The sequence below is a fragment of the Alteromonas mediterranea DE genome, assembly GCF_000020585.3.
Classification (GTDB): Bacteria; Pseudomonadota; Gammaproteobacteria; order Enterobacterales; family Alteromonadaceae; genus Alteromonas; species Alteromonas mediterranea.
Genome location: NC_011138.3, coordinates 783,841 through 810,172, shown reverse-complemented (window position 1 = coordinate 810,172; position 26,332 = coordinate 783,841). Strand labels below are relative to the sequence as shown.

22 protein-coding genes are annotated in these 26,332 nt (G+C 45.8%); 9 read left to right on the top strand and 13 right to left on the bottom strand.

The genetic code is table 11. The annotated features are described in order from the left end of the window. Positions 1–4: 4 nt before the first annotated feature. Together folK and folB are read right to left on the bottom strand one after the other, a co-directional pair. Positions 5–499 carry a 2-amino-4-hydroxy-6-hydroxymethyldihydropteridine diphosphokinase gene (gene folK / locus MADE_RS03730; RefSeq protein ID WP_012517263.1) on the bottom strand — a complete coding sequence of 165 codons (495 nt, stop codon included), beginning with the start codon at positions 497–499 and terminating at the stop codon, positions 5–7. Continuing rightward, complete coding sequence (gene folB / locus MADE_RS03725) at positions 499–852, bottom strand: dihydroneopterin aldolase (protein WP_012517262.1); 354 nt, start codon at positions 850–852, stop codon at positions 499–501. The genes folK and folB overlap by 1 nt, the downstream gene beginning before the upstream one ends. Positions 853–1,136: 284 nt before the next feature. Here folB and plsY point away from each other — a divergent pair, with 284 nt between their 5' ends. After that, the gene (plsY, locus tag MADE_RS03720; protein ID WP_012517261.1) at positions 1,137–1,739 is read left to right on the top strand and encodes a glycerol-3-phosphate 1-O-acyltransferase PlsY; all 603 of its coding nucleotides are present in this window, start codon (positions 1,137–1,139) and stop codon (positions 1,737–1,739) included. Here the strand turns inward: plsY and MADE_RS03715 are convergent. Both MADE_RS03715 and tsaD read right to left on the bottom strand, forming a co-directional pair. Next, positions 1,729–3,072 carry an alkaline phosphatase family protein gene (locus tag MADE_RS03715; protein ID WP_012517260.1) on the bottom strand — a complete coding sequence of 448 codons (1,344 nt, stop codon included), beginning with the start codon at positions 3,070–3,072 and terminating at the stop codon, positions 1,729–1,731. The genes plsY and MADE_RS03715 overlap by 11 nt on opposite strands. Before the next feature lie 61 nt (positions 3,073–3,133). After that, on the bottom strand, positions 3,134–4,159 hold the full coding sequence (gene tsaD / locus MADE_RS03710; protein ID WP_012517259.1) for a tRNA (adenosine(37)-N6)-threonylcarbamoyltransferase complex transferase subunit TsaD: 1,026 nt from the start codon (positions 4,157–4,159) through the stop codon (positions 3,134–3,136). Positions 4,160–4,659: 500 nt separating this feature from the next. Here tsaD and rpsU point away from each other — a divergent pair, with 500 nt between their 5' ends. The 4 genes from rpsU (at position 4,660) to rpoD (ending at position 10,045) form a co-directional block, all read left to right on the top strand. Further along, on the top strand, positions 4,660–4,875 hold the full coding sequence (rpsU, locus tag MADE_RS03705; protein WP_012517258.1) for a 30S ribosomal protein S21: 216 nt from the start codon (positions 4,660–4,662) through the stop codon (positions 4,873–4,875). Between the two features lie 454 nt (positions 4,876–5,329). Further along, positions 5,330–5,776 (top strand): GatB/YqeY domain-containing protein, encoded by a 447-nt coding sequence (locus tag MADE_RS03700; protein ID WP_012517256.1) that lies wholly within the window; start codon positions 5,330–5,332, stop codon positions 5,774–5,776. Between the two features lie 187 nt (positions 5,777–5,963). Beyond that, complete coding sequence (dnaG, locus tag MADE_RS03695) at positions 5,964–7,742, top strand: DNA primase (protein ID WP_015066220.1); 1,779 nt, start codon at positions 5,964–5,966, stop codon at positions 7,740–7,742. 467 nt (positions 7,743–8,209) lie between these two features. Further along, on the top strand, positions 8,210–10,045 hold the full coding sequence (rpoD, locus tag MADE_RS03690) for an RNA polymerase sigma factor RpoD (RefSeq protein ID WP_015066219.1): 1,836 nt from the start codon (positions 8,210–8,212) through the stop codon (positions 10,043–10,045). A gap of 227 nt (positions 10,046–10,272) precedes the next feature. Here the strand turns inward: rpoD and MADE_RS03685 are convergent, their stop codons facing one another. The 5 genes from MADE_RS03685 to MADE_RS03665 form a co-directional block, all read right to left on the bottom strand. Further along, positions 10,273–11,892 (bottom strand): methyl-accepting chemotaxis protein, encoded by a 1,620-nt coding sequence (locus tag MADE_RS03685; RefSeq protein WP_023559516.1) that lies wholly within the window; start codon positions 11,890–11,892, stop codon positions 10,273–10,275. A 142-nt stretch (positions 11,893–12,034) separates the two neighbouring features. After that, positions 12,035–13,216, bottom strand: coding sequence for a hypothetical protein (locus MADE_RS03680; RefSeq protein WP_023559515.1), 1,182 nt, complete (start codon positions 13,214–13,216; stop codon positions 12,035–12,037). A 33-nt stretch (positions 13,217–13,249) separates the two neighbouring features. Continuing rightward, positions 13,250–13,654, bottom strand: a complete 405-nt coding sequence (locus MADE_RS03675) for a substrate-binding domain-containing protein (RefSeq protein ID WP_015066216.1) — start codon at positions 13,652–13,654, stop codon at positions 13,250–13,252. A 498-nt stretch (positions 13,655–14,152) separates the two neighbouring features. Next, positions 14,153–17,260 carry an efflux RND transporter permease subunit gene (locus tag MADE_RS03670; RefSeq protein WP_023559513.1) on the bottom strand — a complete coding sequence of 1,036 codons (3,108 nt, stop codon included), beginning with the start codon at positions 17,258–17,260 and terminating at the stop codon, positions 14,153–14,155. Between the two features lie 11 nt (positions 17,261–17,271). Beyond that, the gene (locus MADE_RS03665; protein WP_012518230.1) at positions 17,272–18,321 is read right to left on the bottom strand and encodes an efflux RND transporter periplasmic adaptor subunit; all 1,050 of its coding nucleotides are present in this window, start codon (positions 18,319–18,321) and stop codon (positions 17,272–17,274) included. Positions 18,322–18,683: 362 nt separating this feature from the next. Here MADE_RS03665 and MADE_RS03660 point away from each other — a divergent pair, with 362 nt between their 5' ends. The 3 genes from MADE_RS03660 (at position 18,684) to MADE_RS03650 (ending at position 21,204) form a co-directional block, all read left to right on the top strand. Next, the gene (locus MADE_RS03660) at positions 18,684–19,118 is read left to right on the top strand and encodes an NUDIX hydrolase (protein WP_232363097.1); all 435 of its coding nucleotides are present in this window, start codon (positions 18,684–18,686) and stop codon (positions 19,116–19,118) included. 65 nt (positions 19,119–19,183) lie between these two features. Next, positions 19,184–19,951 (top strand): class II aldolase/adducin family protein, encoded by a 768-nt coding sequence (locus tag MADE_RS03655; protein WP_012518232.1) that lies wholly within the window; start codon positions 19,184–19,186, stop codon positions 19,949–19,951. A 68-nt stretch (positions 19,952–20,019) separates the two neighbouring features. After that, complete coding sequence (locus MADE_RS03650; protein ID WP_012518233.1) at positions 20,020–21,204, top strand: mandelate racemase/muconate lactonizing enzyme family protein; 1,185 nt, start codon at positions 20,020–20,022, stop codon at positions 21,202–21,204. Between the two features lie 16 nt (positions 21,205–21,220). On the opposite strand, the gene MADE_RS03645 is transcribed toward MADE_RS03650, so the two are convergent. Together MADE_RS03645 and MADE_RS03640 are read right to left on the bottom strand one after the other, a co-directional pair. After that, a complete protein-coding gene (locus MADE_RS03645; protein WP_012518234.1) occupies positions 21,221–22,096 on the bottom strand; it encodes an amidohydrolase family protein in 876 nt (291 codons plus the stop codon). A gap of 24 nt (positions 22,097–22,120) precedes the next feature. Beyond that, complete coding sequence (locus MADE_RS03640) at positions 22,121–22,927, bottom strand: SDR family NAD(P)-dependent oxidoreductase (protein ID WP_015066211.1); 807 nt, start codon at positions 22,925–22,927, stop codon at positions 22,121–22,123. A gap of 251 nt (positions 22,928–23,178) precedes the next feature. On the opposite strand from MADE_RS03640, the gene MADE_RS03635 reads away from it, so the two are divergent. Beyond that, positions 23,179–24,939 (top strand): acyl-CoA dehydrogenase family protein, encoded by a 1,761-nt coding sequence (locus tag MADE_RS03635; protein ID WP_012518236.1) that lies wholly within the window; start codon positions 23,179–23,181, stop codon positions 24,937–24,939. A 123-nt stretch (positions 24,940–25,062) separates the two neighbouring features. On the opposite strand, the gene MADE_RS03630 is transcribed toward MADE_RS03635, so the two are convergent. Together MADE_RS03630 and MADE_RS03625 are read right to left on the bottom strand one after the other, a co-directional pair. Beyond that, the gene (locus MADE_RS03630) at positions 25,063–25,608 is read right to left on the bottom strand and encodes a DUF3016 domain-containing protein (RefSeq protein WP_012518237.1); all 546 of its coding nucleotides are present in this window, start codon (positions 25,606–25,608) and stop codon (positions 25,063–25,065) included. A gap of 111 nt (positions 25,609–25,719) precedes the next feature. Next, positions 25,720–25,992: a hypothetical protein gene (locus MADE_RS03625; RefSeq protein WP_012518238.1), complete on the bottom strand. Its 273-nt coding sequence runs from the start codon at positions 25,990–25,992 to the stop codon at positions 25,720–25,722. Between the last annotated feature and the right edge of the window lie 340 nt (positions 25,993–26,332).

Sequence of the window (26,332 nt, the reverse complement as noted above, 5' to 3'; positions counted from 1 at the left end):
TTGCTTAACTCCAAGTAAAGTCAATTGGCCATAATTGCTGTTTCTGTTTATCAAATTTTTGCCACATTTGGGCGTAGGTTTCTTGCGTTTCAGGGTGAACGTCATTTGGCACAAGCTCAGCTAACGGCCAGAGCACAAAGGCGTTGTAGCAAATTTCTTCGCGAGGCAGAACCACAGGTGTTGTTGTTACTCTACTATCATAAGTAAGCAGATCTAAATCAAGGGTTCTTGCACAGAACTTTTTGTCTGTGTGTACCCTACCATTGTCTTTTTCAATGCCTTTGAGTGTGGCGCACACCTGTCCAATATTTTTAGACGTCGTAGCCCTCGCTACCGCATTGTAAAAAGGGCTGCCGTTAAATCCTACCGCTTCGCTCTCGTATACAGAAGACACGGTTACATCGGAAAAGTGCTGCTTTAGTGCCACTAAAGATTGTTTAGTGTAACGCTCGCGCTCAATGTTTGAGCCAATACTTATTAAAACGGTATGTGAGGACATCAAACGCGCTCTTTACTCATTTCAACTGCCACGGTTTTCGCATTAGGAAGGATATTTGGTTTTACTATTTTAAGCGTTATGGCCGATACCGCAAAGTGTTCGCATACGGCGTCCATCACTTTGCTTCCAAACGCTTCGAGTAGTTCAAACGTACTTTGTTTACCTACATCTACAATACACTCTGCCACTTTCGCGTAATCTACGGTATCTGCTACGTCATCGCTTTGCATTGCGGCGCATAGGTCAACGTCAAGTGTTACATCAAGCAGCAGTTGCGTTGTGCGTACTCGCTCCCAATCATAAACACCAATCAGGGTGTCGACTTCAAGCCCTGTTATATAAATTTTACCCATGGATTTTTTCATCTTGTACTGTTATCAACCAGTTAAACACAGTGATACTGGTCTTACTACTGCGCTTTTACCCACATTATTGTAGGTAAACAGTGGTATATCGCATTTGGATGGAGTAGCTTTACGCTTGTGTGGCACAACTATACCGCTGTATGACAACTGGGGGCAACCAAGGTTTTATAATTTTAATAAGCGCAAAGCCTGCTAACCTGTAGTGTGTGAATTTCAGTCTCGATAAAAAGCAACGGTCTTTAAACAAAACCTTTTATAACTAGAATGATAAAATGACTCCGCTAACTCTGTTGATGATTACTGTTGCCTATCTCTTTGGCTCGCTTTCCAGCGCAGTAGTGATAAGCCGCCTATTCGGTTTACCCGACCCGAGAACCGCAGGTTCCAAAAATCCCGGTGCCACCAATGTTTACCGCTTAGGCGGTCGCATTCCTGCGCTGTTAGTACTGATTATGGATATTTTAAAAGGGACAATCCCAGTCTACGGCAGCTATTTTTTAGGGCTAAACCCCATTGTATTGGGTGTCATTGCCATCGCGGCGTGTTTAGGTCACATTTTCCCACTGTATTTCGGTTTTAAAGGCGGAAAGGCCGTCGCAACCGCGTTTGGCGCTATGCTTCCTATTGGCCTCGACCTAGCAGGCTTACTCGTTCTCAGCTGGGTGGTGGTCGTCTTTCTCACCGGTTACTCTTCTTTAGGGGCGCTTATTGCCGTGTCGCTCGCGCCCCTATTTACTTTTTTGATTAAGCCTTTGTATACCATTCCGGTAGCCATGCTTTCGCTGCTTATTATTCTGCGTCACAAAGACAACATTACCCGTCTAATGGCAGGTAATGAAAGTAAAGTGTGGGACAAGGGTAAAGTTAAAGAGTAAGACCTTGTGCCAAGACGTCTAGCTCACCGTCAATAGGAGTTAGTGGCGTAATACCCAATATTTTTGCCAGTGCAGGGTAAACCTCTAAATTGCTAAACGCCGGTAATGTCTTATTTATTTTAAAGGCGGGACCCGTAGCGACGAAGGTTGCGCCCATATCAGGCAGCGTATTCTCATACCCATGACCGCCCTTGCTTGTATGCATGCTACCCGCGTTTTTAAATCGCGCCGGCGGCGCAATTTCTAAAATGATATCCCCTGTTCTATTTCCCGCTTCCATATGACGCAGAGCACGCTGCTGTTCGTTTAAAACAAGGTAGCGGTTTTGCGCAATGGCGGTAAGGCGGTCGAACTCTTTTGTGATGTCTTCTCTCGATACGCTCTCTTTTGCGTACAGGTGAACCTGAGCGCCTTCATTTTCAATAATGAAGCTATCAGGAATAGATAACGATTCCACTTCGATTAGTTGCGCTTCATCCACCGGTGTCATGCCGTGATCGGAGACCACCACGAGATTTACCGGCAAATTAAGTGCTTTTATACGTTGGTGTAACTGACCGATAAGCGCATCGACGTTTTGCACTGCATGGTGCGTTTTTTCTGAGAAGGGCCCTTCGTCGTGACCCACTGTGTCGGTTAAAGAAAAATAGCCTGCGATAAAGCGAGGGCGAGCTCCCTCAGGAAGTTTAAGCCAATGTATAATTTGGTCGATGCGCTGCTGATAATCTGCATATTTTGAATAGTGGAAAAAATAGCTGGGCTGCGCGCCCGAAATACGTGCATCGGATTCTGGCCAGAAAAACGTGGCCGCTTTCATGCCGTGATATTCCACTAAATTCCAAAAAGGTGTTGCGGTTATCCAGGTACTATCCATGCGCCCGTAACCTAATTTGTATTTGGCATAACCGTCTTTGGCGGGGCGCGATTTATCATAAAAGCGGTTGTTTACAATGCCGTGGTGTTTAGGCAATAACCCGGTTACCAGCGAAATGTGATTAGGAAACGTGTTGGAAGGGTAAACCGGTATCATTGAAGCGGCTCTTACCCCTTCTTTAGCAATCGCGCCTAAGTACTTAGCATTGTGCAGTTCAATATAGTCATGGCGGAAACCATCAAGGGAGATGAGTACCACATATTGTTCATCATGGCGTTTTGCCTGCTCACTTTCATGCATTGTCTCTATCGGCAATTGCTTCAAACCCACGGGGTTTGATTGGGCTGAGCTGGCTTGCTCAGCGGCGACGGCATCAGACGACATAAAGCAAAATGAAAAAATTAGCATCGTAAATGCGAATAACGTGTTTTTCTGCGTTGCCAATGTATTTGAGCCCATCCGTTTATTGTTCCTTGTTACCTATTTCATTGGGTATAGCCGCAGCGATACCACAAGCCCATTAAATTGCCGATAAGGTGTCAAGAGGCCAGCGCGGCTTTGCTTGAGAGGAAAGCGCTAAGGTTTCCCCTGCTTTTAATCGCTGCATGCCGGCATAAGCAATCATGGCTCCATTGTCAGTACAATACGCCAAGCTAGGATAAAACACTTCACCTTTTAGCGCTTGCATTAGCGCTTTCATCTCACTGCGTAGCATGGTGTTCGCACTTACGCCGCCTGCTATAACAAGGCGCTTCATTCCCGTTTGTTTTAACGCCCGCTTGCACTTTATTATCAGTGTATCAACCACTGCCTCTTGAAACGCATAAGCAATGTTGGCTTTAATTTGCTCTGCATTATCGCCTGTTAAATCAGCGTCGCGGATAGTATTAGCCGCAAAGGTCTTTAAGCCACTGAAGCTAAAATCAAGACCAGGTCTGTCTGTCATAGGGCGAGGGAACTTGTAATGCCCTGCTTCGCCTTTTTCAGCCAGCTTCGCCAAAAGCGGCCCGCCTGGGTAATCTAAGCCAAGGAGTTTAGCGGTTTTGTCAAAGGCTTCGCCCGCCGCATCATCTATAGATTCCCCAAGCACTTCGTATTGACCAATACCTTCTACTTTAACCAGCATCGAGTGGCCGCCGGATACTAAAAGCGCAATAAAAGGAAATGCCGGTGCGTCGTCTTCGAGCATAGGCGCTAATAAATGCCCTTCCATATGGTGAACACCTACCGCAGGTACGTTCCACGCATAGGCCAATGAACGACCCACTGATGAACCGACCAATAATGCGCCTACCAGACCTGGGCCTTGCGTAAAAGCAACGCCGTCGATGTCTGATGGTTGCGTGTTGGCATCTTCCATGGCTTTTTCTATCAAAGGAATAATTTTTCTTACGTGATCCCGCGACGCAAGTTCTGGCACTACACCACCATAATCGGCGTGTAGCTTCACTTGGCTATATAATTCGTGGGACAACAAACCTTTCTCATCGTCATAGACAGCGATGCCGGTTTCGTCACAAGATGTTTCTATTCCTAAAATACGCATGGGGAGTACCCTTTTACTACAAACTACGGTGCCTGTTTTTTACTACGCTCAGCGATAAAGTAGAGTTAGCCACTTCGATAAAACGCACGATCAAAAACTGAATAAATAATTCTGGCGATCCGGCGCGATGATCTTTATGATCCGGCCGCGATCTTAACACTACCCTTAATAAGATCTGTCCACGTTTTATTTTTGATCAATGATGTATTAATCAAAGAAAAAACAAGGTGAACACGTTCTGATAAGGGCGCTTATGTGAGCCGAGTTAAACAACACAGTGCTTAACGAGCGCAGAGTTTACCTTTAATCCTGTATTCATGGAATGCCGGCGAACGGGTAAATGAATGGTAATTGCACAATATTGTCTATTTTTTGGCAATTCATCCTTTACTTTCTCTGTAGATATGATTAGAATTTCGCACCATTTTTAACCCGGGTGGCCTTTTTAGCGCACAATTTTACCCGGATTTACACAGTAAAAGTTTTGAGGTGAGTGTTTAATGCCTATCGTTAAAGTTAGAGAAAACGAGCCGTTTGATGTGGCGCTGCGTCGTTTTAAGCGTTCTTGTGAAAAAGCAGGTGTTCTTTCTGAAGTTCGTCGTCGTGAATTCTTCGAAAAGCCAACTTGGGAACGCAAGCGCAAGAAAGCTGCCGCTAAGAAGCGTCATCTTAAGAAGCTAGCTCGTGAAAACGCACGTCGCGTAAAACTCTACTAATATAGGGTTAAGTAACGAGTCTGAAAGGTGTTGCAATTGCAGCACCTTTCGCGTTTCTGGGCCTTTATTTTTTGGATGCTATTTTATCTATCCTAAAATATCCCGTTTGTTTCCCTTCAAATGGTTGCATTTGATTTTCAACTTGGGGCTTAATAATACCAGTCCGCATAGATGATTACCCTCTCAGCGAGAGTTAAAATGTTTGGAATCGCGGCGTGTTACCGCAGGTATAGTGGTTCTACATCAAGGTGACACAACAAAGAGTACGGACATTTTATACTCGCCCTTCGGGAAGGTCTGGCAAGCTTCCTAGCTTCATTCTGGGAAATTGAAAGGGAACAACCATTCCTGCATTCCCACGCTTCGCTAGGAAACTTGCCAGCGCCTTCTGAGTGGGCAATGATCTATGCGGATTGGTATAAACTCACTCTACTAATAAAAATCAGGAAGCATCATGGCACTAATTGATGATTTAAAAGCAGCGCAGAAAGATGCGATGCGTGCAAAAGAAAAAGTACGTCTTGGTACTATTCGTATGGCTATGGCTGCCATTAAGCAAAAAGAAATCGATGAACAAATTACGCTAGACGATAGCGCAATCTTAGCGGTGTTAACCAAAATGGTTAAGCAACGTCAAGACGCTGCCGCGCAATACGACGCCGCAAATCGCGATGACTTAGCCAGCAAAGAGCGTGAAGAAATCACTTATATTGAAGATTTCTTGCCACAGCCTTTGACTGACGATGAACTAAACGCCCTTATCGACGAAACTATGGCTGCGACTGGCGCATCGGGTATGCAGGATATGGGTAAAGTAATGGGCGCGTTGAAGCCGAAGGTTCAGGGTCGCACTGACATGGGCGCACTGAGCGCGAAAATTAAAGCGCGCTTAAACGCCTAGGCGTAATACATCCTTATGAGGAGTCTTACTCTGTAAGATTAAAGACGAACGAGGGTGTGAATGCCATACCTTCGTTATTCTCATTGTTGTACTTCCCTGTTACAGTACTTTACTCTTTTAATTTTGTTGTGGCAGCTCGTATTCGTAGGCGCCGCTGCTTATCTTTACTGGTCCTTTTAAATACCCCATGGCTGGAAAAATACCTCGCGATTTTATAGATGACTTACTCTCTCGTACCGATGTGGTAGAAGTCGTTGATAGCCGAGTAAAACTAAAAAAAGCTGGCAAAAACTACCAGGCGTGCTGTCCATTTCACAACGAGAAAAGCCCGTCGTTTACCGTTAGCCAAGACAAACAGTTCTTCCACTGTTTTGGGTGTGGCGCTCACGGCAATGCGATTTCGTTTATTATGGAATTCGACCGCCTTGAATTTGTCGAGGCCATCGAAGAGTTGGCGCGCTATCACGGGCTAGAAGTCCCTCGTGAAAAAGGCAGTCGCCCTGCCATGAGCGAAGAGAAAAAGCAGCAACAGCAAGACGACTATGCTGTTATGGAGCAAGTAGCGCGCTTTTTCCAACATCAGCTGCGCCAAAACGGCAACAGCAAAAAAGCCATCGAATATCTAAAAAACCGTGGGCTTAGTGGCGACATCGTCAAGCAGTGGGAAATTGGCTACGCCCCTGATAGCTGGGATGCGTTGTTAAACACTTTTGGCAAAGACCCACAGCGCATCAAGCAGCTGGTCGATTTAAAGCTAGTCAATAAAAACGACCAGGGGCGCACCTACGACTTCTTCCGCGACCGCATTATGTTTCCCATCAGGGACAAACGGGGGCGGGTTGTAGGGTTTGGTGGCCGTGTATTAGATGACGGTGGACCAAAGTATTTAAACTCGCCAGAAACCCGCATATTCCACAAAGGTAGCGAGCTATTTGGATTTTACTCAGCTCGCCAGAACAACCGTACCTTAGATACGGTTGTAATTGTAGAAGGCTACATGGACGTAGTGGCGCTAAGTCAGTTTGACATTAACATTGCCACGGCCGCGCTAGGCACGGCGACGACGCCTGAACACATTCAAATGTTGGTTCGTGCTACTTCGCATATCGTGTGTTGCTACGACGGTGACAGGGCCGGTCGAGAGGCTGCATGGCGGGCATTAGAGAACGCCTTACCGGCATTAAAAGACGGCGTGCGTATTTCGTTTTTATTCTTACCCGATGGCGAAGACCCCGATACTATGGTCCGCCAAGTGGGTAAAGAAGCGTTTATGGAAATGCTTGATAGTGCTATGCCGCTGTCTCGCTTTTTCTTCGAAAACTTATTAAAGACCCATAATGTTGGGACCCCTGAAGGTAAAATTGCCTTAAAAAAAGCGGCCATGCCGCTTATCGAAAGCACCTTGGGTGAAGATCAAAAGCAAATGCTCTTAGAAGAACTTGCAAAGCACACCGGCGAGTTTGACCGTTTTAAGCTTCAGCAGGACATAACAAAAGCCAACCAGGGGTCGAAGCAAGCCTATTCACCTAGTCGTAATCAAGTTAACAAACCCAAACTTTCTCCACTGCGTATGCTAATTCGCTTGTTACTTGATAAGCCTGAACTGGCATCAATGTGTGAAGACGTTCAAATTGATATTTTTGCCGGCAGCAAAGCCGCTGGCATGGATTTACTACGCGACGTACACCGCTATTGTTTAGCTAACCCTAAGGCTAAAACTGCGCAGCTTGTTGAAAATTTCCGCGACCATCCCCATTCTTCTACTATCGCGAAATTATTGTTACAAGAGCACTTAGTTAAAGACGAGGATGCTGAGCGCGTTTACAACGACAGCTTCGCTCGCTTGCTGGACGGGCATTTCGATAGCCGTATTGAAACCTTAATTTCACGCTCGCGGGTTCAGCCGCTTACTCAAGCGGAAAAACAGGAATTGAACCTGCTTATGAGGGAAAGACAGAAGAGTTAGCCTAGTTAGCAAAAATTCTTATGCGAATTTTATGACCGCTGGGTTAACCTGATGGGCTGTGTATTTTTCTGTTCGCCCTATTACCCAACTTTTTACCTAGTAAAGGTTACCCGCGGTTTTGTGTAGAGCGAACATGAAATTACTGGCTAAAAAATCGGCCGTCAATCTGGTAAAACCACCGGTTAATCTGCTATACTGGCTAATTCGCTGCAGACATGTTTAAACATGCTTCACCCTTTAGAGTGAACAAAAATGCAGCAACACGAGTAGCAAAGATATAGCCGAATATAACGGGCAGAACCGAACCCGAGCAGATGTGCATCGTAAAAGTATTGGTTTACACCAACGTGGCATCGAGCATTAACGGCCTTGATACAAATGCAGTACTACAGCAGATCAGGGAACATACCTAGGTGTATGTTGTCTTTTCTATTGCAAACTAATTGAATGTGAGAAGTGTAGGGTATATGGCGCAAAGCAAGCAGTCTCAGATTAAACTCCTGATTGCAAAAGGTAAAGAGCAAGGTTACTTAACCTTTGCAGAAGTTAACGACCACCTGCCGCAAGATATTGTCGATTCTGATCAAATCGAAGACATAATCCGCATGATTAACGACATGGGAATTCAAGTTTCTGAATCAGCTCCTGATGCAGATGAACTTCTCATGCAAGAAGCGAATGCTGACGAAGATGCCGCGGAAGCGGCGGCGCAAGCACTGGCTACCGTAGAAAGTGAAATTGGCCGTACAACTGACCCAGTTCGCATGTATATGCGTGAAATGGGTACTGTTGAACTTCTTACTCGTGAAGGCGAAATTGAAATCGCTAAGCGAATTGAAGACGGTATAAACCAAGTACAGTGTTCGGTTGCTGAATACCCAGAAGCGATCACTTACCTGTTAGATCAGTGGGACCTTTACGAAGCCGAAGAAATTCGCCTAAGCGATATTATCTCGGGCTTTGTTGATCCTAACGATGATCAAGATCTCGCACCAACAGCAACCCACGTGGGCTCTGAGTTATCTGAAGAAGAATTAGATGACGAAGATGGCGACGATGATGAAGATGAAGACGAAGAAGAAGACGATAGCGGCGTAGACCCAGAGCTAGCGCGCGAGCGCTTCTCAGAGCTTCGTGAGCAGTACATCAAAACTCGTGAAGTTATCGAGAAGAAAGGCCGCTCTCACGCCGATTCCCGTACCCAAATCAACGCTTTAAGCGACGTTTTCAAAGAGTTCCGCTTAGTTCCTAAGCAGTTCGACCGCATGGTTAAGAACATGCGTGCGATGATGGACAAGGTGCGTATCCAAGAACGTCTTGTTATGAAGTTCTGCGTTGTTAATGCAAAAATGCCTAAGAAAGACTTTATCAAAGCATTTGCGGGCAATGAAACCTCTACTGCATGGTTGCATGAAGCTGTTAAATCAGGTGCGCCTTATGCCGCTGATCTTGCAGTTAACCAAGAAGAGATTGAACGCTGCATTAGTAAGATGAACCAAGTAGAGCAAGAAACTGGCTTGGTTATCGCAGATATTAAAGACATTAACCGTCGTATGTCGATTGGTGAAGCGAAAGCCCGTCGCGCGAAAAAAGAAATGGTTGAAGCCAACCTTCGTCTTGTAATCTCAATTGCGAAGAAGTACACCAACCGCGGTCTGCAGTTCCTTGACCTTATTCAAGAGGGTAACATTGGCCTAATGAAGGCGGTGGACAAGTTTGAATATCGTCGTGGTTATAAGTTCTCGACGTATGCAACATGGTGGATTCGTCAGGCTATTACTCGCTCGATTGCAGACCAGGCGCGTACAATTCGTATTCCTGTGCACATGATTGAGACGATTAACAAGCTAAACCGTATCTCTCGTCAAATGCTTCAGGAAATGGGTCGTGAACCTACACCTGAAGAGTTGTCCGAGCGCATGCTAATGCCTGAAGACAAAATTCGTAAGGTACTTAAGATTGCTAAAGAGCCAATCTCGATGGAAACCCCTATCGGCGATGATGAAGATTCACATCTTGGCGACTTTATCGAGGACAGCACTATTATTCAGCCCCTCGATTCAGCAACTGGCGGTAGCTTAAAAGGCGCAACACAAGAAGTTTTGGCAGGTCTAACAGCCCGTGAAGCAAAAGTACTGCGTATGCGTTTCGGTATCGATATGAATACCGACCACACGCTTGAAGAAGTAGGCAAACAGTTTGACGTTACCCGTGAGCGTATTCGTCAGATTGAAGCTAAAGCACTCCGCAAGCTTCGCCACCCTAGCCGTTCTGAGCAGCTACGCAGTTTCTTAGACGAATAGGTTAAGGCTTAACTTTATTTGTAAAAATCCCCAGCTTGCTGGGGATTTTTTTATGCGCTTTCTGTTTATGCCTGTCGATAGTCACTGTCGTATATTTACTACAACTACCAAACTCTGCCCACAAAAAAGCCTCCTTGCGGAGGCTTGTTACGCATGTAACAGTCTAAGCTAATATCACGCTAAGGCGGCAGCTAAGGCCCAAGTAATCACTACTAGGAGCCGTAGACTTACACTCTGAACTGCTTAGCAATAGACTCTAAATGTTGTGCCAAATCAGCAAGCTCATTACACATTGTGCCTAACTCAACAGAGCGACTAGAGGTCTGTTCTGTGCGCTGGTGAATCTCATCGACATGGCGAACTATGTCTACCGCTACCGTACGCTGGTCTTCCGTGTTGTGCGCTATCTGCTCGTTCATTTGATTAATGCGACCGATAGTACTGGTAATGGTTTCAAGACTGCTTCCGGCTTTGTTAGCAGTTTCTACACTGCTAGATGCCTGCTCAGTTCCACGTGCCATAACTTCAACTGCAGAGTGCGCTGCGCTTTGAAGCTGCTCGATAGTACTTTGAATTTCTTCTGTAGATTGCTGTGTACGCGATGCCAGTGTTCTTACTTCATCTGCCACTACCGCAAAGCCACGGCCCTGTTCGCCTGCTCGCGCTGCTTCTATCGCCGCATTCAGTGCCAGTAAGTTAGTTTGTTCAGCAATGCCTTTTATGACATCAAGTACTGAACCTACTTTGTTTGAATCAGACTCTAAACGCGCTATCACGTCAGCCGTTTCACGCACGTTCTCAGCAAGCTGCTGAATGCTCGTTACCGTCTGCTGAACAATTTGACGGCCTTCACTGGCGGCGCTGGTTGCTTCGTTGGCGTCACTTGCTGCCTGGGCAGCACTGTGTGCTACACCGTCTACTGAGCCACTCATTGTATCCACAGCACTTTTCGCATTAGTCGCAGATTGCTGTTGAACATTAATGGTACGTTGGGTTTCTTCCGTTACCCCGCGTAAATTTTGTGCCAAATTAGAAAGCGGTAAGCTTGCTTCTACCACATCGCGGACAACCCCTTGAAGCTTGTCCATGAACTGGTTAAACCAATACACCAGTTCGCCAATTTCGTCTTCGCTTTTCGTTTCAATGCGTACGGTTAAATCGCCATTCTCTTGGGCAATATCTTTAAGTGAGCGCACCACGTCGTCGATACTCTGCTTAATTCCACGCACAATAGGCACGGCGGTAGCAAACAAAAGTATGGTAACAACGATAGCTAAAATAACGCCTGTACTAATGAGGGAAGTATTTGCTCTGTCGGTATTTTCAAAGGCTTCTTCAAACGCGGCCTGCTGCGCATCACTGAATGTAGACATGGCGGCAATAGCATCGTCATAAGAGCTATTCATTTGCGATGAAAGTTCACCTAAGCGACTGAAGTCAGCGGTACCATCAACCATCGATTGAGACACGTCAAACGCCACTTTAAAGTAATCATCAAACCCTGCCGAAATTTTAGCTATTTCGGTGCGAAACTCTGGACTAATAGACCCTATTTGGTTGAGCCCAGCTTTCACTTCTTTCGCCAGGTTCTGCGCCATGATGAGCGTATCTTGGTCACCGGTTGTAACCGCACTAGATAAGGTATCGCGCACCTTCTGCATATCGACAAGGGTAGATGCCGATTGTTGTAACGCTGGGAACTGGACTTGTTGAACTTTCTCTAAGGTTGCGCCGTTATTTAACGCGGTGTATACAGTAATAAGTAAGTAGATAACAAAGCTTATCGCTGCGATCCCCGGAATGAGAAATATCTTACTCGCAATAGACATTTTTTTTAAAAAGTTCATTCGCTGTCCCACTGTTATTATATTCGCGCAATAGCTACCTGTTTTAATAGGAATAACTATCTTATTCTAATTTATCTACTTAATAGCGAAAATCTTTAATAAAATTTGGCCTCGCACTATCACGCGAGGCCATAGTAGACACTTAGAACGTGTAATTAACGCCAACTTTTAGCAAAGTAGCATCGTTTAGGTCATTCAAATCGTCTGAGTACCAAGTTACGTCTGTTTTAAGCGCGAAACCGGGTTCAACGTCGTAGCGCAGGCCTACAGTAACGGCAGAAACATCAAGCTCTTGCTGAGCAGCAATACCTACAGCACCCTGATAGATTGCAGACCAAGTCGCATCGGTTACCGCGTCACCCGTTGCAATCTGTGGTGGTAATGATGCAACTAGGTCTAGCTGGGTCCCATTGTCCGCTTCTTCTACTTCGTACGTAATGTGAGGTGTGAACTTACCGAAACGCATACCGGCTGTTACATACCATGCTTTATTATCAGCAATGACAGAGCCTTCCACTTCTGTTTGCGTAAATTCAGCGCCTACGAACCAGTCATACTTATCAATATCAACCGCTACTTCAATGAAGGTACCTGTATCGTCATTCACACTAAAACCTTCAGCAACTTCAGATGCGTTAGGAATAGCGGCGCCAAATGCCGATATACCGTCTACAAACCCATCGAATTCCGCATTCGCAGCACTTGTTTTACTGCGTGCTAGCAAAGTACGCGCACTAAACCAGTCGCGTGTAGCTTCAAATGAAACCGCCACTACGTTTTTAAGTACTAGTGCAGCAGGTGTGCCTGAAATAGTGGTATCGGTTTCAACTCGGCCCATAGTAAGCTGCGCACCGTACTCCCAGTCACCAGAGTAATTCATGTAATCAACGCGAACACCGTCAATGTTGTTGAAATCTATACCATAGATTGAATCTGGTGGTGTTAACCAGTGGTAAGAATAACCAATATCTAGCGATGCTGAGTATTTGAAAAGCGGCATACGCAGGCGACCAGCACTAATATTAACGTTATTGTTCAACATATAAGTCATGTAAGCCCACTCGAAATCAGCGTCATAGTCTTCACTACCACGACCGACTAACTGCGCTGTAGCAGATAACTTATCGCTAACATCGCCGCGAACTTGCAAGCCAAAAACGCTGGCAGGGTCGAAATTGAAGTCACTGTCATAGCCGTATACTGATTCATCGTCGTCTAGCGTCATTCCAGCAATAAGGTTAGCAAAGCCGTTAATTTGAATTTCAGCCATTGCCGGGGTAGCTAACAAGCCAGCCATTGATAAGATTGCAAGTTTGGTTTTCATGCGTGTTCCTTAAATTCTTTATATAAACGGGAGTTAAAAGGTGGCGACAACGCGCACGCTGTCGTTCACTGAGCCAGCGTCAACGTAGCCAATAGCGCCAGGATTAGCTGCTACTGCAGAAACCACTTCAGCGTCGCTCGCTAATGCCTTAGGCGGTTGCCCCTTACCCGTAAATACTAGTTTTGACCAAAACGCAGTAAGCTGAGCTGCTGTTTTGTTTAATACTTTGCCGTTAAATTCGTCAGTTGCAGCTTGGCCTTCTGCCAAAGCCACTGGCTCAGCGTTTGTACCGCTAGGGAAAGCTTTTGCTTTATTTAAGAAAATTCGGCTAATGCTATCTTTGTCTAGCGTATCGCCATTACTGGGATGCACGATCACTGCTACATCAGCGAACGCTACGTTACAGCATAGGCCAGCTGCAAGTATCCATTTTTTCATCATTTGTCCTCTAGAATCTGTTGAAGTATCTGCTTATCGTTTTCTACTTTCTTTTTAAGGCCGCGTGAAGCGACGTTTGAGTATTTGAACGACATAGGCCAAACAGGTGCTTGTGTACTAACAATTGCAACGGTGTAAGTATTAATCACAACTTCAATATTCGCCAATTTGAGCTTGAAATATTTATCTTATATAAATTAATAGCTTATATAAGGTAGTGGAATTGACGCGAAGTGTAGAGGAAGTGAGAAGTTAAACAACTATACCATTGTCTAATGCATACTCGTAAAACTTATAACGTTTCATAAGAAACAGTGATGGAAAAGTAATAAACATAAATATCTGAGAAAATTCAGCTACTTGTTAGCTTAACAAGTTGATTACAATGTAATAACCAACCATATTTAGGTATATTAAAACATACCCTAGCTTACCGTGATAAGTTGAAATGTTGCCCAATAACGGGGAAATACGCAGGGCTTACGCCCTGCAAAAAACTTAATCTTCCCCTTTTTTATACGGGATCGTTTTTTCTAATCGTTCTATTTCATTGGTTCGCTTAAGCGGCGATCCTGTGTCGCGCGCCAGCCAGCTGTAGGCCGTAGGAACAACAAACAACGTCATAAAGGCCGACACTAAGACACCTGAAAAAATGACCATACCAATTACCATACGACTTTCAGCGCCGGGGCCTGAGGCAAGCACCAGAGGCAAAGCGCTAAAAACAGTGGTAAAACCGGTCATGACAATAGGTCGCAAACGCTGGGCGGCAGCCCGTTTTAGTGCATGTTCGAATTCCATGCCGGCGTCCCGCAGCTGATTTGCAAACTCAACAATGAGTATGCCGTTTTTAGCCGCCAAGCCAATTAGCATTACAAGCCCAATTTGACTGTAGATATTAATCGTCATGCCGCTGAAAAACAGCCCAATATAAGCCCCCACTAAGGCTAGCGGTACCGTTAGCATGATCACTAACGGATGTACCCAACTCTCGAACTGAGCAGCTAATATGAGATAGGTAACGGCAAGCGCCAGCATGAATACATAAATAAATGAATTCCCTGCCTCTTGGTAAAGCTGAGATTCGCCTTTGTAGTCAATCGACACATTATCTGGCAATTCGGTAGCGACAATGTTTTCAAGATAGGCTAGTGCCTCACCTAATGTGTATCCCTCTGCCAAGTTTGCTGAAATAGTGACTGCCCGCATTCTATTGTAGCGATTAAGCCTTGAGGATGTGGCCTGCTCTTCAAACGTTAGCAAGTTATCCATCGGAATTAATTCACCGGTTCTTGCTGAGCGTACATACAAGTTTTCTATACTATTAGGGCTTCTGAAATCTTCTTCTATGCCTTCTAAAATTACATCGTACTCCTCTCCCCTATCAAGGAAAGTAGACACGCGGCGCTGCCCTAACATCACTTCTAATGTGCCGCCAATATCGCTAATAGACACGCCAAGATCTGCAGCCCTATCGCGGTTAATATTCACCAGCAGTTGAGGAGAGGTTTCTTTATAATCAGAATCTATGCGAACCAAGCCAGGGTTTTGCGCTGCCTTCTCAAGCACTATATCTCGCCATTCAACCAGGTTTTCATAGGTATCGCCCTGTAATACGAACTGTACTGGACGGCCTAAACCTCCCCCTGAAATCCCACTTCGCATGATTGCGAAGGCGCGTACATCAGGCACAGAATTTAGTTTAGCGCTAATTTCATCCATGAGAGAAAACGTACTAAAGTCGCGTTCGTCCCAATCTGCGGAGCCAACTATGGCAATACCCGCATTGCCCCCGAAACCAGGGGTGCGAACTAACAGGCGGTTTATCTTTCCGCTTTCTCGGTAAGGCATTAATATGCTTTCAATCTTCTCCAGGTTTTTGGCGTTACTTTCAAAGCTTGCCCCTTCCTGTGCATTCATCAAGATAAAGAAATTGCCCCTGTCTTCTTTAGGCACAAATTCACTGGGCACTTTCTCAGATAGCTGCACCAGCGCAACAACCGTAATCACCAACAAAAGCAGCATTAAAATAGGCTGGTGTAAGGTTTTACCCAGCGCAGTGAAATAGCCATTTTCCAACTGCGAGAAGCGCTTATCCATCCAGCTTCCAAAGCCTGAAGAGCGAGTGCGCTTTTTAAGGATCTTCGATGCCATCATGGGCGAGAGTGTAAGGGCAGTAAAGCTTGAAAATGCCACAGCCGCCGCAATGGCTAGGGCAAATTCGGTAAATAACCTGCCTATGTTACCTTCTAAAAATACTAAAGGTACGAACACTGAAATCAGTACAAGAGTGGTAGCAATAACCGCAAACCCCACTTCTTTAGCGCCGCGGTACGCTGCCAAAATAGGCGGCTCGCCCATTTCGATGCGTCGGTAAATGTTCTCTAGTACTACGATAGCATCATCAACCACCAGTCCAATCGCGAGCACCATAGCAAGTAGAGTAAGTAGGTTGATAGAGAACCCCAGCGCATACATCACGATAAACGCTGCAATGATGGAAACGGGTACCGTTACGGCGGGAATTAACGTAGCACGAATATTACCTAAGAATAGATAGATAACGATAACCACCATTAACATGGCAATACCTAAGGTTTCGTACACTTCGTCAATGGATGCTTCGATGAACACAGACGAATCGTAGCTTGGCACAATAAAAATATTATCGGGAAGCGTGGCTTCTATTTTGGCTATTTGCGCTTTTGCCGCTCGCGCTACATCAAGGGTATTAGCTTTAGACTGCTTAATAATACCCAGCCCTATCATATTCACACCATCGCCGCGAAACTCGGTTTCATCATCTTCAGCGGTCAACTCAACGTGGGCAATTTCACCAAGGCGAACCAAGTAACCGTTATCGCCTACCGCCACGGTAAGGGCTGAAAAATCATCAGGAGAAAGAAAAGTTCTTGCCACCCGCACTTCAAAGTTTCTGTCAGTACTTTCCACCTCTCCTGCCGGCAACTCTACGTTTTCTGCACGAATAACTTGTTCAACATCACTTACCGTAATACCGCGCGCCGCCATTGCGTTACGGTCTAGAAATACCTTCATGGCATAGCGTCTACCACCACCAATTTGCACGCGAGCAACGCCGTCTACAATTGATAACCTGTCCACTAACACGCGCTCGGCGTAATCGGTTAGCTCCATTGTATTTAAGTTGGTGCTGCGAAGGTTGTACCACACCACCGCACTTTCATCAGAGTTAGCTTTTGATACTTCAGGTGGATCGGCCTGATCCGGTAAGTTGTTCAATGCCCGGCTAACGCGTTCGCGTACATCATTGGCTGCCGCGTCTATGTCTCTTGAAAGCTTGAACTCAATGGTAATGTCTGAGCGGCCATTTCGAGACGTAGACGTGACATTTTTAATGCCTTCAATGCCCGAAATTCTGTCTTCCAACAGCTGCGTAATACGGGTTTCAACAATATTGGCCGACGCCCCTGTATAGGTTGTACTTACAGAAACGATAGGAGGGTCTATGTCTGGGTATTCTCGCAGACTCAACATGGAAAAAGCGACAACACCAAAGATAATGAGCAGCAAGTTTATAACGGTTGCGAAAACCGGGCGCTTTACAGATACATCTGACAATAACATGCGTAAGCTCCCTAGCGGTTTAATACATTAACCGGCGACTGGTCGCGAACGCGAAGCGTACCTTCGGTTATCACTTCGTCCCCTGCGCTTAAGCCACTTACTATTTGTACCAGGCCGGGACGGCGCTCCCCTATTTCGACTTCGGTTTGGTGCGCTACATCGTCCTTTACTACATAAACGAATTGCTTGTCTTGAACGGGTACCAGTGCTTTTTCTGGCAGTACCAAGGTATTTAACACCCGCTTTTCTACTACTACGGTTAACAACATGCCAGGGCGCAAGCGCTTATCTTGGTTATCTAGCGCCGCCCTAACTCGAATAGAGCGGCTAATAGGGTCAAGTCGTGTATCGATATTCGTGATCTTTCCCGAAAAGCTTTCACCGGGGTAGGCTACCGACGAAGCGGTGATCGTCTGCCCTTTTGCCACACTAGCCAAGTGGTTTTCAGACACACTAAAGTCGACCTTTATTACGCTAATATCATCTAAAGAAGTGATGGTATTGCCTGGCTGCACCAGTGAGCCAACACTGATCTCGCGGTTACCTAACAGCCCACTAAACGGCGCGCGAATTTGCAAATCATTAAGCTGAGCCTGCGCGATATCTAGTTGTGCTTCAAGCGCTTTTACGCGGGCCTGTTGCTCATCGAGTAATTGTTCGGAAGTGGCGTTAGACTGGCGCAAGTCCGCTATACGGGTGAACTGACGTTTAGCCTCTTCAATGTTTGCTTTTAACTCTTCGACTCGAGCGCGCTCCTCGGTATTGTTAAGCTGAACCAGCAGCGCTCCTTTTTTCACTTCATCGCCATCTTCAAAATGAAGTGCCTTTACTGTATCGGTAACTTGAGCAGTGATATTGACCGACTCATTGGCAATTGCTGTGCCTAGCGATTCGATGGTAATAGGAAATGCCTGAGAGGAAACCATCGCGGTATTGACTGGCGTAGCCCTAGGACCACCTTTATTCGCACTCTGCTCTTCTGGCATATTCAAGTACACCACTATACCAGCAAGCAAAACCACACCAATTAACAAGGGCGATAAAGAAAATCGTGAAGACATAACCTTTCCTATAGGTAAAAAGTACCCACTGAATATCCGTGTTCGGTACGGGATCAATGGGTGTACGAGCACACTATAATGGCTTATTAACGCGGCGGCTTATTAGACATAGTAAGCACAGCCTAACCTTACATTGGTGTACTGCGTCATTATTGTTTTATTTTAATTTTGTTTTTGCGTAGAGTCTGTCTCTAATGTTGCATTACTTATACAACTTTCATTAACAGCCTTAGAGTATTTTACCCAATTCGATGCCTATCTTATTTCGCTTATCAGCTATATTCGCTGTTTTAACGCTTTTCGCATGCACTCACCCATCGCCTGATCCGCCCATATGTCGTGTTTCAAATTCTCTAGTGCAGGTGCAACAGAATATAGACCAGCAAGCACAGGCTTCTCCTATCGCTGCCGCATGTCTAATTAAAGCCAACTCAAAAGTATTGCTGGTTGAACATCGGTTATCAGGGAAATTTGATTTTCCCGGTGGTGGGCGTGGTGAAGGGGAATCCCTCGCCTGTACCGCACACAGAGAAACATGGGAAGAAACGGGCTTTAACGTTGAAGTATCCCAATACCTGTTAACAACCAAAAATGGGTTAGTTTTATTTGGGTGCCAATTAGATGCCGGCCTAGAGAGCTTACCAGACAAGTTTGAAGCACCTCGTTGGGCGCAAGTAGGAATTACGGGGTTAGCAAAAATAGACCCCTTTGTTATTGACCAAAACGCCATGCGCTTTGCGGATGATCTTATTCCCTTGCGCGATGGCTATACCCAATTCGTTATAAACCAGCCCTGACAAAGCATTGTTCATTGCGATGGGTATTGGTAAATTGTCTCCACACAAAAAATAGGAGAGATGGCTTGTTTTCACTGCCAACCTTAAGCCTTAAAGGCAAAGTATCAGATAAAGAGTGGCAAACTCGTGTAGACCTCGCCGCCTGCTACCGCCTAGTGGCAGATATGCGTTGGGGCGACCTTATTTACACCCATATCTCAGCTAAAGTGCCAGGTACCGACCATTACTTGGTGAATGCATTTGGCCTAACCTTTGACGAAGTTACTGCGTCTAATTTAGTTAAAGTCGATTTAGCAGGCAATATTCTGGATGACACGCCTTACGGCATTAACCCAGCGGGCTTCACTATTCACAGCGCCATCCATGAAGTGCGCCACGACGCTCAATGTGTAATTCACTTACACACGTTAGCGACTATCTCAGTGGCATCTGTGAAAGGAGGGTTAAAGCCCTGGAGTCAATACTCTATGTTCTCTTTGCCTTCGCTGTCTTATCACAGTTACGAGGGGCTGGCGGTTGACGATAGCGAGAAAAAGCGCCTGCAGGATGACTTAGGCGATACGAATCACATGCTTCTGCCCAATCATGGCGGATTAACATTAGGCCCAAGTGTTGGTGATGCATTTATGCGCTTTTACGATTTACAGCGAGCCTGTGAAATTCAGCTAGCCTTGATGCAGTCTAACGAAGAGGTCATAGAAATACCGCAAACCATCATTGATGGCATTTACGCGCAGGCTAATGTGGTTCACAGCGGCGAAACCGGCGGACAAAAAGCGTGGCCTGCCATGTTGCGCAAAGCCTACAAGTTAGATCCGAGCTTTTGCGAATAAACGCCGCTCGCTTGTCGGAACACCCATAGCTGCGCCAACTAATTTTCAACCGGAATTGTTTTAATACTATGAAAGTCACCAAAGTAGAAATATTTGATATTGAATGCCCTAAACGCCCACAGTGGAACCCTGTTTTCGTACGGGTTTACACCGATGAAGGTATAACTGGCGTAGGCGAAGCAGGTCTTGCTTACGATTGGGGGCACAGTGCAGCCGCCCATATGATTAAAGAGATTGCCGAGGCGATGCTCATTGGCTTTAATCCGTTCCATACCGAGCTACTGTGGTCGAGAATGCTTCGCGAAGGCTTTTGGGGGCTTGGAGGCGGCCCGGTGATTTACGCGGCGATGAGTGCTATCGACACGGCACTTTGGGATATTAAAGGTAAAGCGCTAGGGCTCCCTGTGTATGAATTACTAGGTGGTAAAACAAACGGAAAACTGCGTAGTTACGCCAGCCAGCTTCAGTTCGATTGGGATAAAGAAGTCACTAAGCTTAACGACCCTGCTGACTACGCTCGCGCGACGGAAAAAGCGCTTAAAGACGGCTATGACGCTGTTAAAGTAGACCCTATCGTTTATGACAAAGACGGCAATACCCATTTCGATAGAACCAAGCTATTTACAAAACCTGAGCTGAGACTATTTAAAGCAAGGCTTCAGGCTATAAGAGACACCATGGGCGAAGATGGCGACATTATTTTTGAATGCCACAGCTTGTTAGGCGCATCCACCGCTATTCAGCTGGGTGACATTGTTGAAGAAATTGGCTGCCTATATTACGAAGAGCCCGTGAACTACCTTAACTCGAAGCTTCACGACAAAGTGGCGAAAAACGTGAACGTGCCTATCGCTGGCGGTGAGCGCTTGTATCATCGCTGGGATGTACGCCCTTACCTTGAAGACCAGTCTATTGATGTGCTTCAGCCGGATGTTGGTTTATGCGGCGGTTTCACCGAAGCGAAAAAAGTGTGTGACTATGCGGATATTTATGATGTCCGTGTCCAGGCTCACGTGTGTGGCGGGCCGGTAGCTACGGCCGCAAGCCTTCATTTAGAAACGGCAATTCCAAACTTCTTAATTCACGAACACCACACTTACGCGATTAAAGACTGGAACCGAGAGTTATGTATTCAAGATCCTCAGCCAGTAAACGGTTTTATAGAGGCGCCTGACACACCGGGAATTGGTATCGACCTTAATGACGAGGTAGTTTATCGCTCGCCTCACATGACGGTAACCGCACTGAAATAAGTGTTACCTTTAATAGCTAAGCGAGGCCGTACCATTGCTTAGCGTTTAATGAAAATAGCGCCGCCTTTTGATGTTCACAAAGCGGCGCTGTCATATTAAGAAAGCCTTGCCACAGTGCTTCATAGGGCATGCGCCACTGACAAAGTGGATAGTTGCTTGCAAACATTAACTGCGCCACGCCTACCGTATTAACTAGCGAATTAAAAAGAGGTTGGGCACGCCGCCACTGCCAGTTGCGGTTTTGCATTTCTAGCCCAGAGAACTTAAATATTACCTGCTTGGTTTCACTTAAGTGGTGAATATTCTGCTGCCAATGCTTAAATGCCAAGCTATTGAGTTCAACAGGCGCCACTGCGCTATGGTTAATGGCTACCCGTAACCTAGGGTAGGTTTCAAGTATGGCAAGTAGCGCTTTTACAGCGCCCCTACCGGCCAAGTTAAACTGAGCTTCAAAGCTTAACCCTTGGGCAGCCATATACCCTAATCCCCACTTTACCTTTGGTGAGGTCAAAAGCGCGTGGGCGTTTTCGTCTAATATATGGCGAAGGCCGCAAACCGAACCGTAGTTTTTCAACGTATCAATGAGGCTGCCAGCGCGCATAGAGGTTAAATCTATACTCGCAATAGAACGAAAAGGCAGTGAGCAATGGCGCATTAGAAAATCGATTTCTCGCCAAGGGCGTTCGTTGTCAAACCCCGCTTCAATGTGAACAAACCCTGTAAGCTTGCCCTTTGAAGCGCGACGTAAATGATGCTCGTAAGTGCTTTCTGCGATGACATCTTTATCTGGCCAAAACGGCGGATTGTTCGGCTTTAACCAGTGGTAATCGCCTTCTTGTAAAGCAAATAAATGAACATGTGGGTCAATCCAAGAATGAGTTGCAGCGCTCACGTTTACCTTACCTCTTGTTAGCTATTATTGCGCTGTGTAGCCGCCATCGACCGCGTACAAACTTCCTGTAATAAACGACGCTTTATCACTACACAAGAAATAGGTGAGCTCGGCCACATCTTCTGGCTGACCTAAGCGACCGATGGGCTGCGCAGCGGCTTCTTCTGCCACCACCTCGTTTTTATCAGCGCCAGAGCGTGATACATAGTTATCGATAGCATTGTGAAAAAGGGGCGTTTCAATTGTGCCGGGGCAAACCGCGTTCGCTCGAATATTAAAGCTCGCATAATCCAGTGCTGTAGTTTTAGCTATCGACGCGAGTGCTGACTTTGTTAACCCATAGGCAAATGAATTACGCTTTCCAACAAAAGATTGATCGGACCCCATTACCACAATGGCACCGTTTCGCTGGTCTTTCATGGTAGGTAAACAAGACTTAATAGCGGCGTAGGCGCCTTTCACATTAAGATTGAGTACCTTATCAAGCAAGGCTTCGTCAGTATCTTCGATAGTGGCAGAAACGTGCATTCCCGCATTGCACACTAGTGCGTCAATACGCTTATACGTTATCAAGACCTCGGCAATTGCCGCTTCCACGTTGCTAACCACGCTTACGTCGCAGGGCTTCCACGTTGTGTTAGGTAGCGCGTGTTCAAAGTCTCTGATATCAAGATTAATCACCTGGTAGCCATTTTCACTAAAAAGCTTACATACCGCATGCCCTATCCCCAAGCTTCCGCCTGTTACAATACACACAGGACGTGTGGCGTGTTTATACGTTCCATTATCAGTGCTCTCAACCGCGCTTGAAGTTACATCTTGTGATGACATGTCGTTGTGTACCACGCTCTTTTTGTTGCATTTAATAAAGTTCGCCTAAGCATGCCAGTGCCAATTAGAAATGCAAGCTAACTTAGCGCAAGCACGTATGCCCTCTTTATTCTCCCTGACACCTCTTACATTCACTGCTATAAACATAATACAAATTTATTATTAACTTTCCTTTAACGGGCTATTCCGACTACGCTTTTTGTGACTATAATAGGCAAAATTAAAACACTTGTTTGAAAAAGGAGTCATCCATGCCTCTGTACCATGCCCCAACAACTGATTTTCAGTTTTTATTAAAAGATTGGCTTGGACTTGATGCCCACTACCAAAAGCTTGGCATAGCCGATTTTGATAGCGAATTGGCGAATGAAATTATTGCTCAAGGTGCCAAGTTTGCATTAGATGTAGTTGCCCCTTTAAACCGTGAAGGCGATGAAGAAGGCTGTAAGTTAGAAGACGGGAAAGTAACCACCCCAAAAGGCTTCGCTGATGCCTATCAAGAATACGTAGCCAATGGCTGGAACGCCATGCTAGGGGTAGCCGAGTATGATGGCCAAGACCTACCTTACACGATGGCTGTGCCTGTTCACGAAATGCTAAATGCAGCAAACCTAAGCTGGCGTTTAACCACCATGCTTACAGAAAGCGCTACCCTTGCGGTAACCAAGCATGCTAGCAAAGAACTTAAAGATATTTATCTTGCCAAACTGATTAGCGGTGAATGGACAGGTACCATGAACCTTACCGAGCCTCATGCGGGAACCGATCTCAGTTTACTTAGTACCAAAGCTGAGCCACAAGGCGACGGCAGCTATATGATCACGGGTAACAAGATATTTATCACGGCTGGAGACCAAGACTGGAGCTCGAACGTTATTCACCTTGTGCTTGCCCGCCTTCCCGATGCGCCCAAAGGGGTAAAAGGAATAAGTCTTTTCTTAGTACCTAAGTTCCTGCCAGATGCGAACAATGAACCAGGTGAAGCAAACACCCTGTCCGTGGGCAGTATTGAACACAAAATGGGAATTAAAGCGAGCCCTACTTGCGTGATGAATTTTGACGGCGCTAAAGGTTACTTGGTGGGTGAAGAAAACCAAGGTCTAGCCTGTATGTTCACCATGATGAATGACGCGCGCTTCCAAGTGGGCCTTCAAGGTTTAGGGGCTGCTGAAGCCTCTTACCAGGGTGCACTGACTTATGCACGTGAGCGTGTGCAGTCTCGCGCGCCTCAAGGTATTCAAAATCCAGACGGCAAAGCTGACCCTATTGTCTTTCAACCTGACGTAGCTCGAATGCTCCTTACTCAAAAGTCTCTGATAGAAGGCTGCCGCGCCCTTTCGCTTTTTTATGCGAAATTTATGGACGTTGAGAAGCTCGGTGAAGGGCAAGAAAAAGAAGATGCAGAGAAAATTCTGCAATTCTTAACGCCAATCTGTAAAGCCTTTATGACCGATATGGGCCTTGAAACCACAAGCTTAGGTGTTCAAGTGTTCGGTGGCCACGGCTTTATTCGCGAGTGGGGAATGGAGCAGCTTATGCGTGATGTGCGCATTGCTATGCTTTATGAAGGAACTAACGGCATTCAAGCGCTTGACCTAATAGGCCGAAAGCTAACCCGCGATGGTGGTCAAATGATGGAAGCGACCTATAAGGCATTCTCTGCTTTAGTTGGCGATATACAAGACAGCGAAGCGAAAAATCTTGCGCAAGGCATCCTTGATGATTGGCGCGCCTCTTCTGCTGATTGCTTAGGTATGGATGCGACTACGGCAGCCTCAGCAGCCTGCGATTATCTAGCTTACAGTGCGTATTCACTCATTGGCGTACTTTGGTACAGTATGGCTGACAAAGCTCAGCATGTCGGCAATGCAGTGCTCGCGGCATCGAAGATGAAAACTCGTGATTTCTACATGGAGAGAATTCTTGTACGTCGCGATGCTCACAAAGCCGCATATAAAGCAGGCCCAGAAAGTACCCTCGCCGTTTCAGGTAATGAGTTTGATTACCTTTAAAATATAACAGCTAAGCTCGGCTTATCTACTTCTGATAAGCCGAAGGCACAAAAAAGGTCACTTCATTGAAGTGACCTTTTTTATTGCCTTAAGTCTCTGCTTGCAATGTGCTCTGCAGCTGCCCTAATTCGTTGCGGCAACTTGCGTAGAAAAAGTATCGGAAAACCAGTCATTCAACATGGCTTTCTCATAAGATAAGGACTCTGTTCGGTTGCGACGAATATTCGACTCCATAAAATCCATATCTTTAAGCTTCACATCTTTTGCACTTAAAATCACCTTGCCATCTTCGCTGGCTAACGTGTAGCTAAAGGTCATGCGCGGTATATCGATGCGTTTGATAATGCGAACGTCGCTTCCCGCACCTGAGCCAAAGCCGACAAACTGGCTCGGCCATACCTGTCCGGCAAGGTCTACATTAGTCACTGTCATAGAGAGCACTTGTGATTCCGGTAAGCTACTCGCTAGCTCTGCAATATGGGACTCAAGCTCTTCTAACGTGCGTTCGCGAAAACGTTTGCGCGATTCATTGGTTGGCCTTACATCGCTGTAAGATTCAGGCTCTTCCCACGTAATGTTGACTTCCGCTGCCTGGGAGGGAGCAAGAGCCGCTAGTAAACCTACTGCTGCGGCGCAACTCAAACAAGAAAAAGTACGTAGTTTATTCACTTTTATGCTCCTAAATTCAGTCGATTCGACCATAAGTTAGCAAGCTTTAAAAATAGTTTGTCCGAACTATAATCGCCCTGCGCACTACACACCTACAGAGTTAAACTTAGGTTAGTTTTGCTTGGCGACCTGCATAACCGGTGACTGCTTGATGATTAGGCAAAGTTGAGCGCGTTTAGTTCCCGTAAAATTTGGGTTTATGTCGTCATTTTCACAATAGGTAAGGTAGAAGCGCTTCACACTGGCACTGCTAACCGTTATTTGCTTCACGTAGGTTTGCTGATAGGGCTTCAGCGGGCTTAACTCAATATTAATTTTATCCTGCAGGCTTCCTAACTCTTTGCGTTCTGGCAAGGTAGAAAAAGCCACAAGCCAATCTGACACTGAGTGTTGGATATCCTCAAAGAGGTACTGAACAAACGGGGATCGCAGTACCAAAACCAGAACGATTATTTCAGCCGCGATAATAAAGAACCTTAACATAACTTCCCAGTTAACGTTGACGCACGTTTTAAACAAATAGCTTCAAGTTACACACAACTTAAAAACAGATCACCTAACTTCTTTTTGCCAAATTCCATTTTAGAGTAAGTCTAATGTACATGATTTAGACAGTATTTGACCATAATATTGTCGCCGATATTAATGGCTTACGGGTTTATCTGTAAATACGACAATCTATACTCATGTATAGTAGTACGCATCTAGAACGATTTTCACGAGC

Excerpts from the sequence above, each read along its gene's own strand:
- folK (WP_012517263.1), bottom strand. The coding sequence starts at position 499 with ATGTCCTCACATACCGTTTTAATAAGTATTGGCTCAAACATTGAGCGC.
- folB (WP_012517262.1), bottom strand. The coding sequence starts at position 852 with ATGGGTAAAATTTATATAACAGGGCTTGAAGTCGACACCCTGATTGGT.
- plsY (WP_012517261.1), top strand. The coding sequence starts at position 1,137 with ATGACTCCGCTAACTCTGTTGATGATTACTGTTGCCTATCTCTTTGGC.
- MADE_RS03715 (WP_012517260.1), bottom strand. The coding sequence starts at position 3,072 with ATGGGCTCAAATACATTGGCAACGCAGAAAAACACGTTATTCGCATTT.
- tsaD (WP_012517259.1), bottom strand. The coding sequence starts at position 4,159 with ATGCGTATTTTAGGAATAGAAACATCTTGTGACGAAACCGGCATCGCT.
- rpsU (WP_012517258.1), top strand. The coding sequence starts at position 4,660 with ATGCCTATCGTTAAAGTTAGAGAAAACGAGCCGTTTGATGTGGCGCTG.
- MADE_RS03700 (WP_012517256.1), top strand. The coding sequence starts at position 5,330 with ATGGCACTAATTGATGATTTAAAAGCAGCGCAGAAAGATGCGATGCGT.
- dnaG (WP_015066220.1), top strand. The coding sequence starts at position 5,964 with ATGGCTGGAAAAATACCTCGCGATTTTATAGATGACTTACTCTCTCGT.
- rpoD (WP_015066219.1), top strand. The coding sequence starts at position 8,210 with ATGGCGCAAAGCAAGCAGTCTCAGATTAAACTCCTGATTGCAAAAGGT.
- MADE_RS03685 (WP_023559516.1), bottom strand. The coding sequence starts at position 11,892 with ATGAACTTTTTAAAAAAAATGTCTATTGCGAGTAAGATATTTCTCATT.
- MADE_RS03680 (WP_023559515.1), bottom strand. The coding sequence starts at position 13,216 with ATGAAAACCAAACTTGCAATCTTATCAATGGCTGGCTTGTTAGCTACC.
- MADE_RS03675 (WP_015066216.1), bottom strand. The coding sequence starts at position 13,654 with ATGAAAAAATGGATACTTGCAGCTGGCCTATGCTGTAACGTAGCGTTC.
- MADE_RS03670 (WP_023559513.1), bottom strand. The coding sequence starts at position 17,260 with ATGTTATTGTCAGATGTATCTGTAAAGCGCCCGGTTTTCGCAACCGTT.
- MADE_RS03665 (WP_012518230.1), bottom strand. The coding sequence starts at position 18,321 with ATGTCTTCACGATTTTCTTTATCGCCCTTGTTAATTGGTGTGGTTTTG.
- MADE_RS03650 (WP_012518233.1), top strand. The coding sequence starts at position 20,020 with ATGAAAGTCACCAAAGTAGAAATATTTGATATTGAATGCCCTAAACGC.
- MADE_RS03640 (WP_015066211.1), bottom strand. The coding sequence starts at position 22,927 with ATGTCATCACAAGATGTAACTTCAAGCGCGGTTGAGAGCACTGATAAT.
- MADE_RS03635 (WP_012518236.1), top strand. The coding sequence starts at position 23,179 with ATGCCTCTGTACCATGCCCCAACAACTGATTTTCAGTTTTTATTAAAA.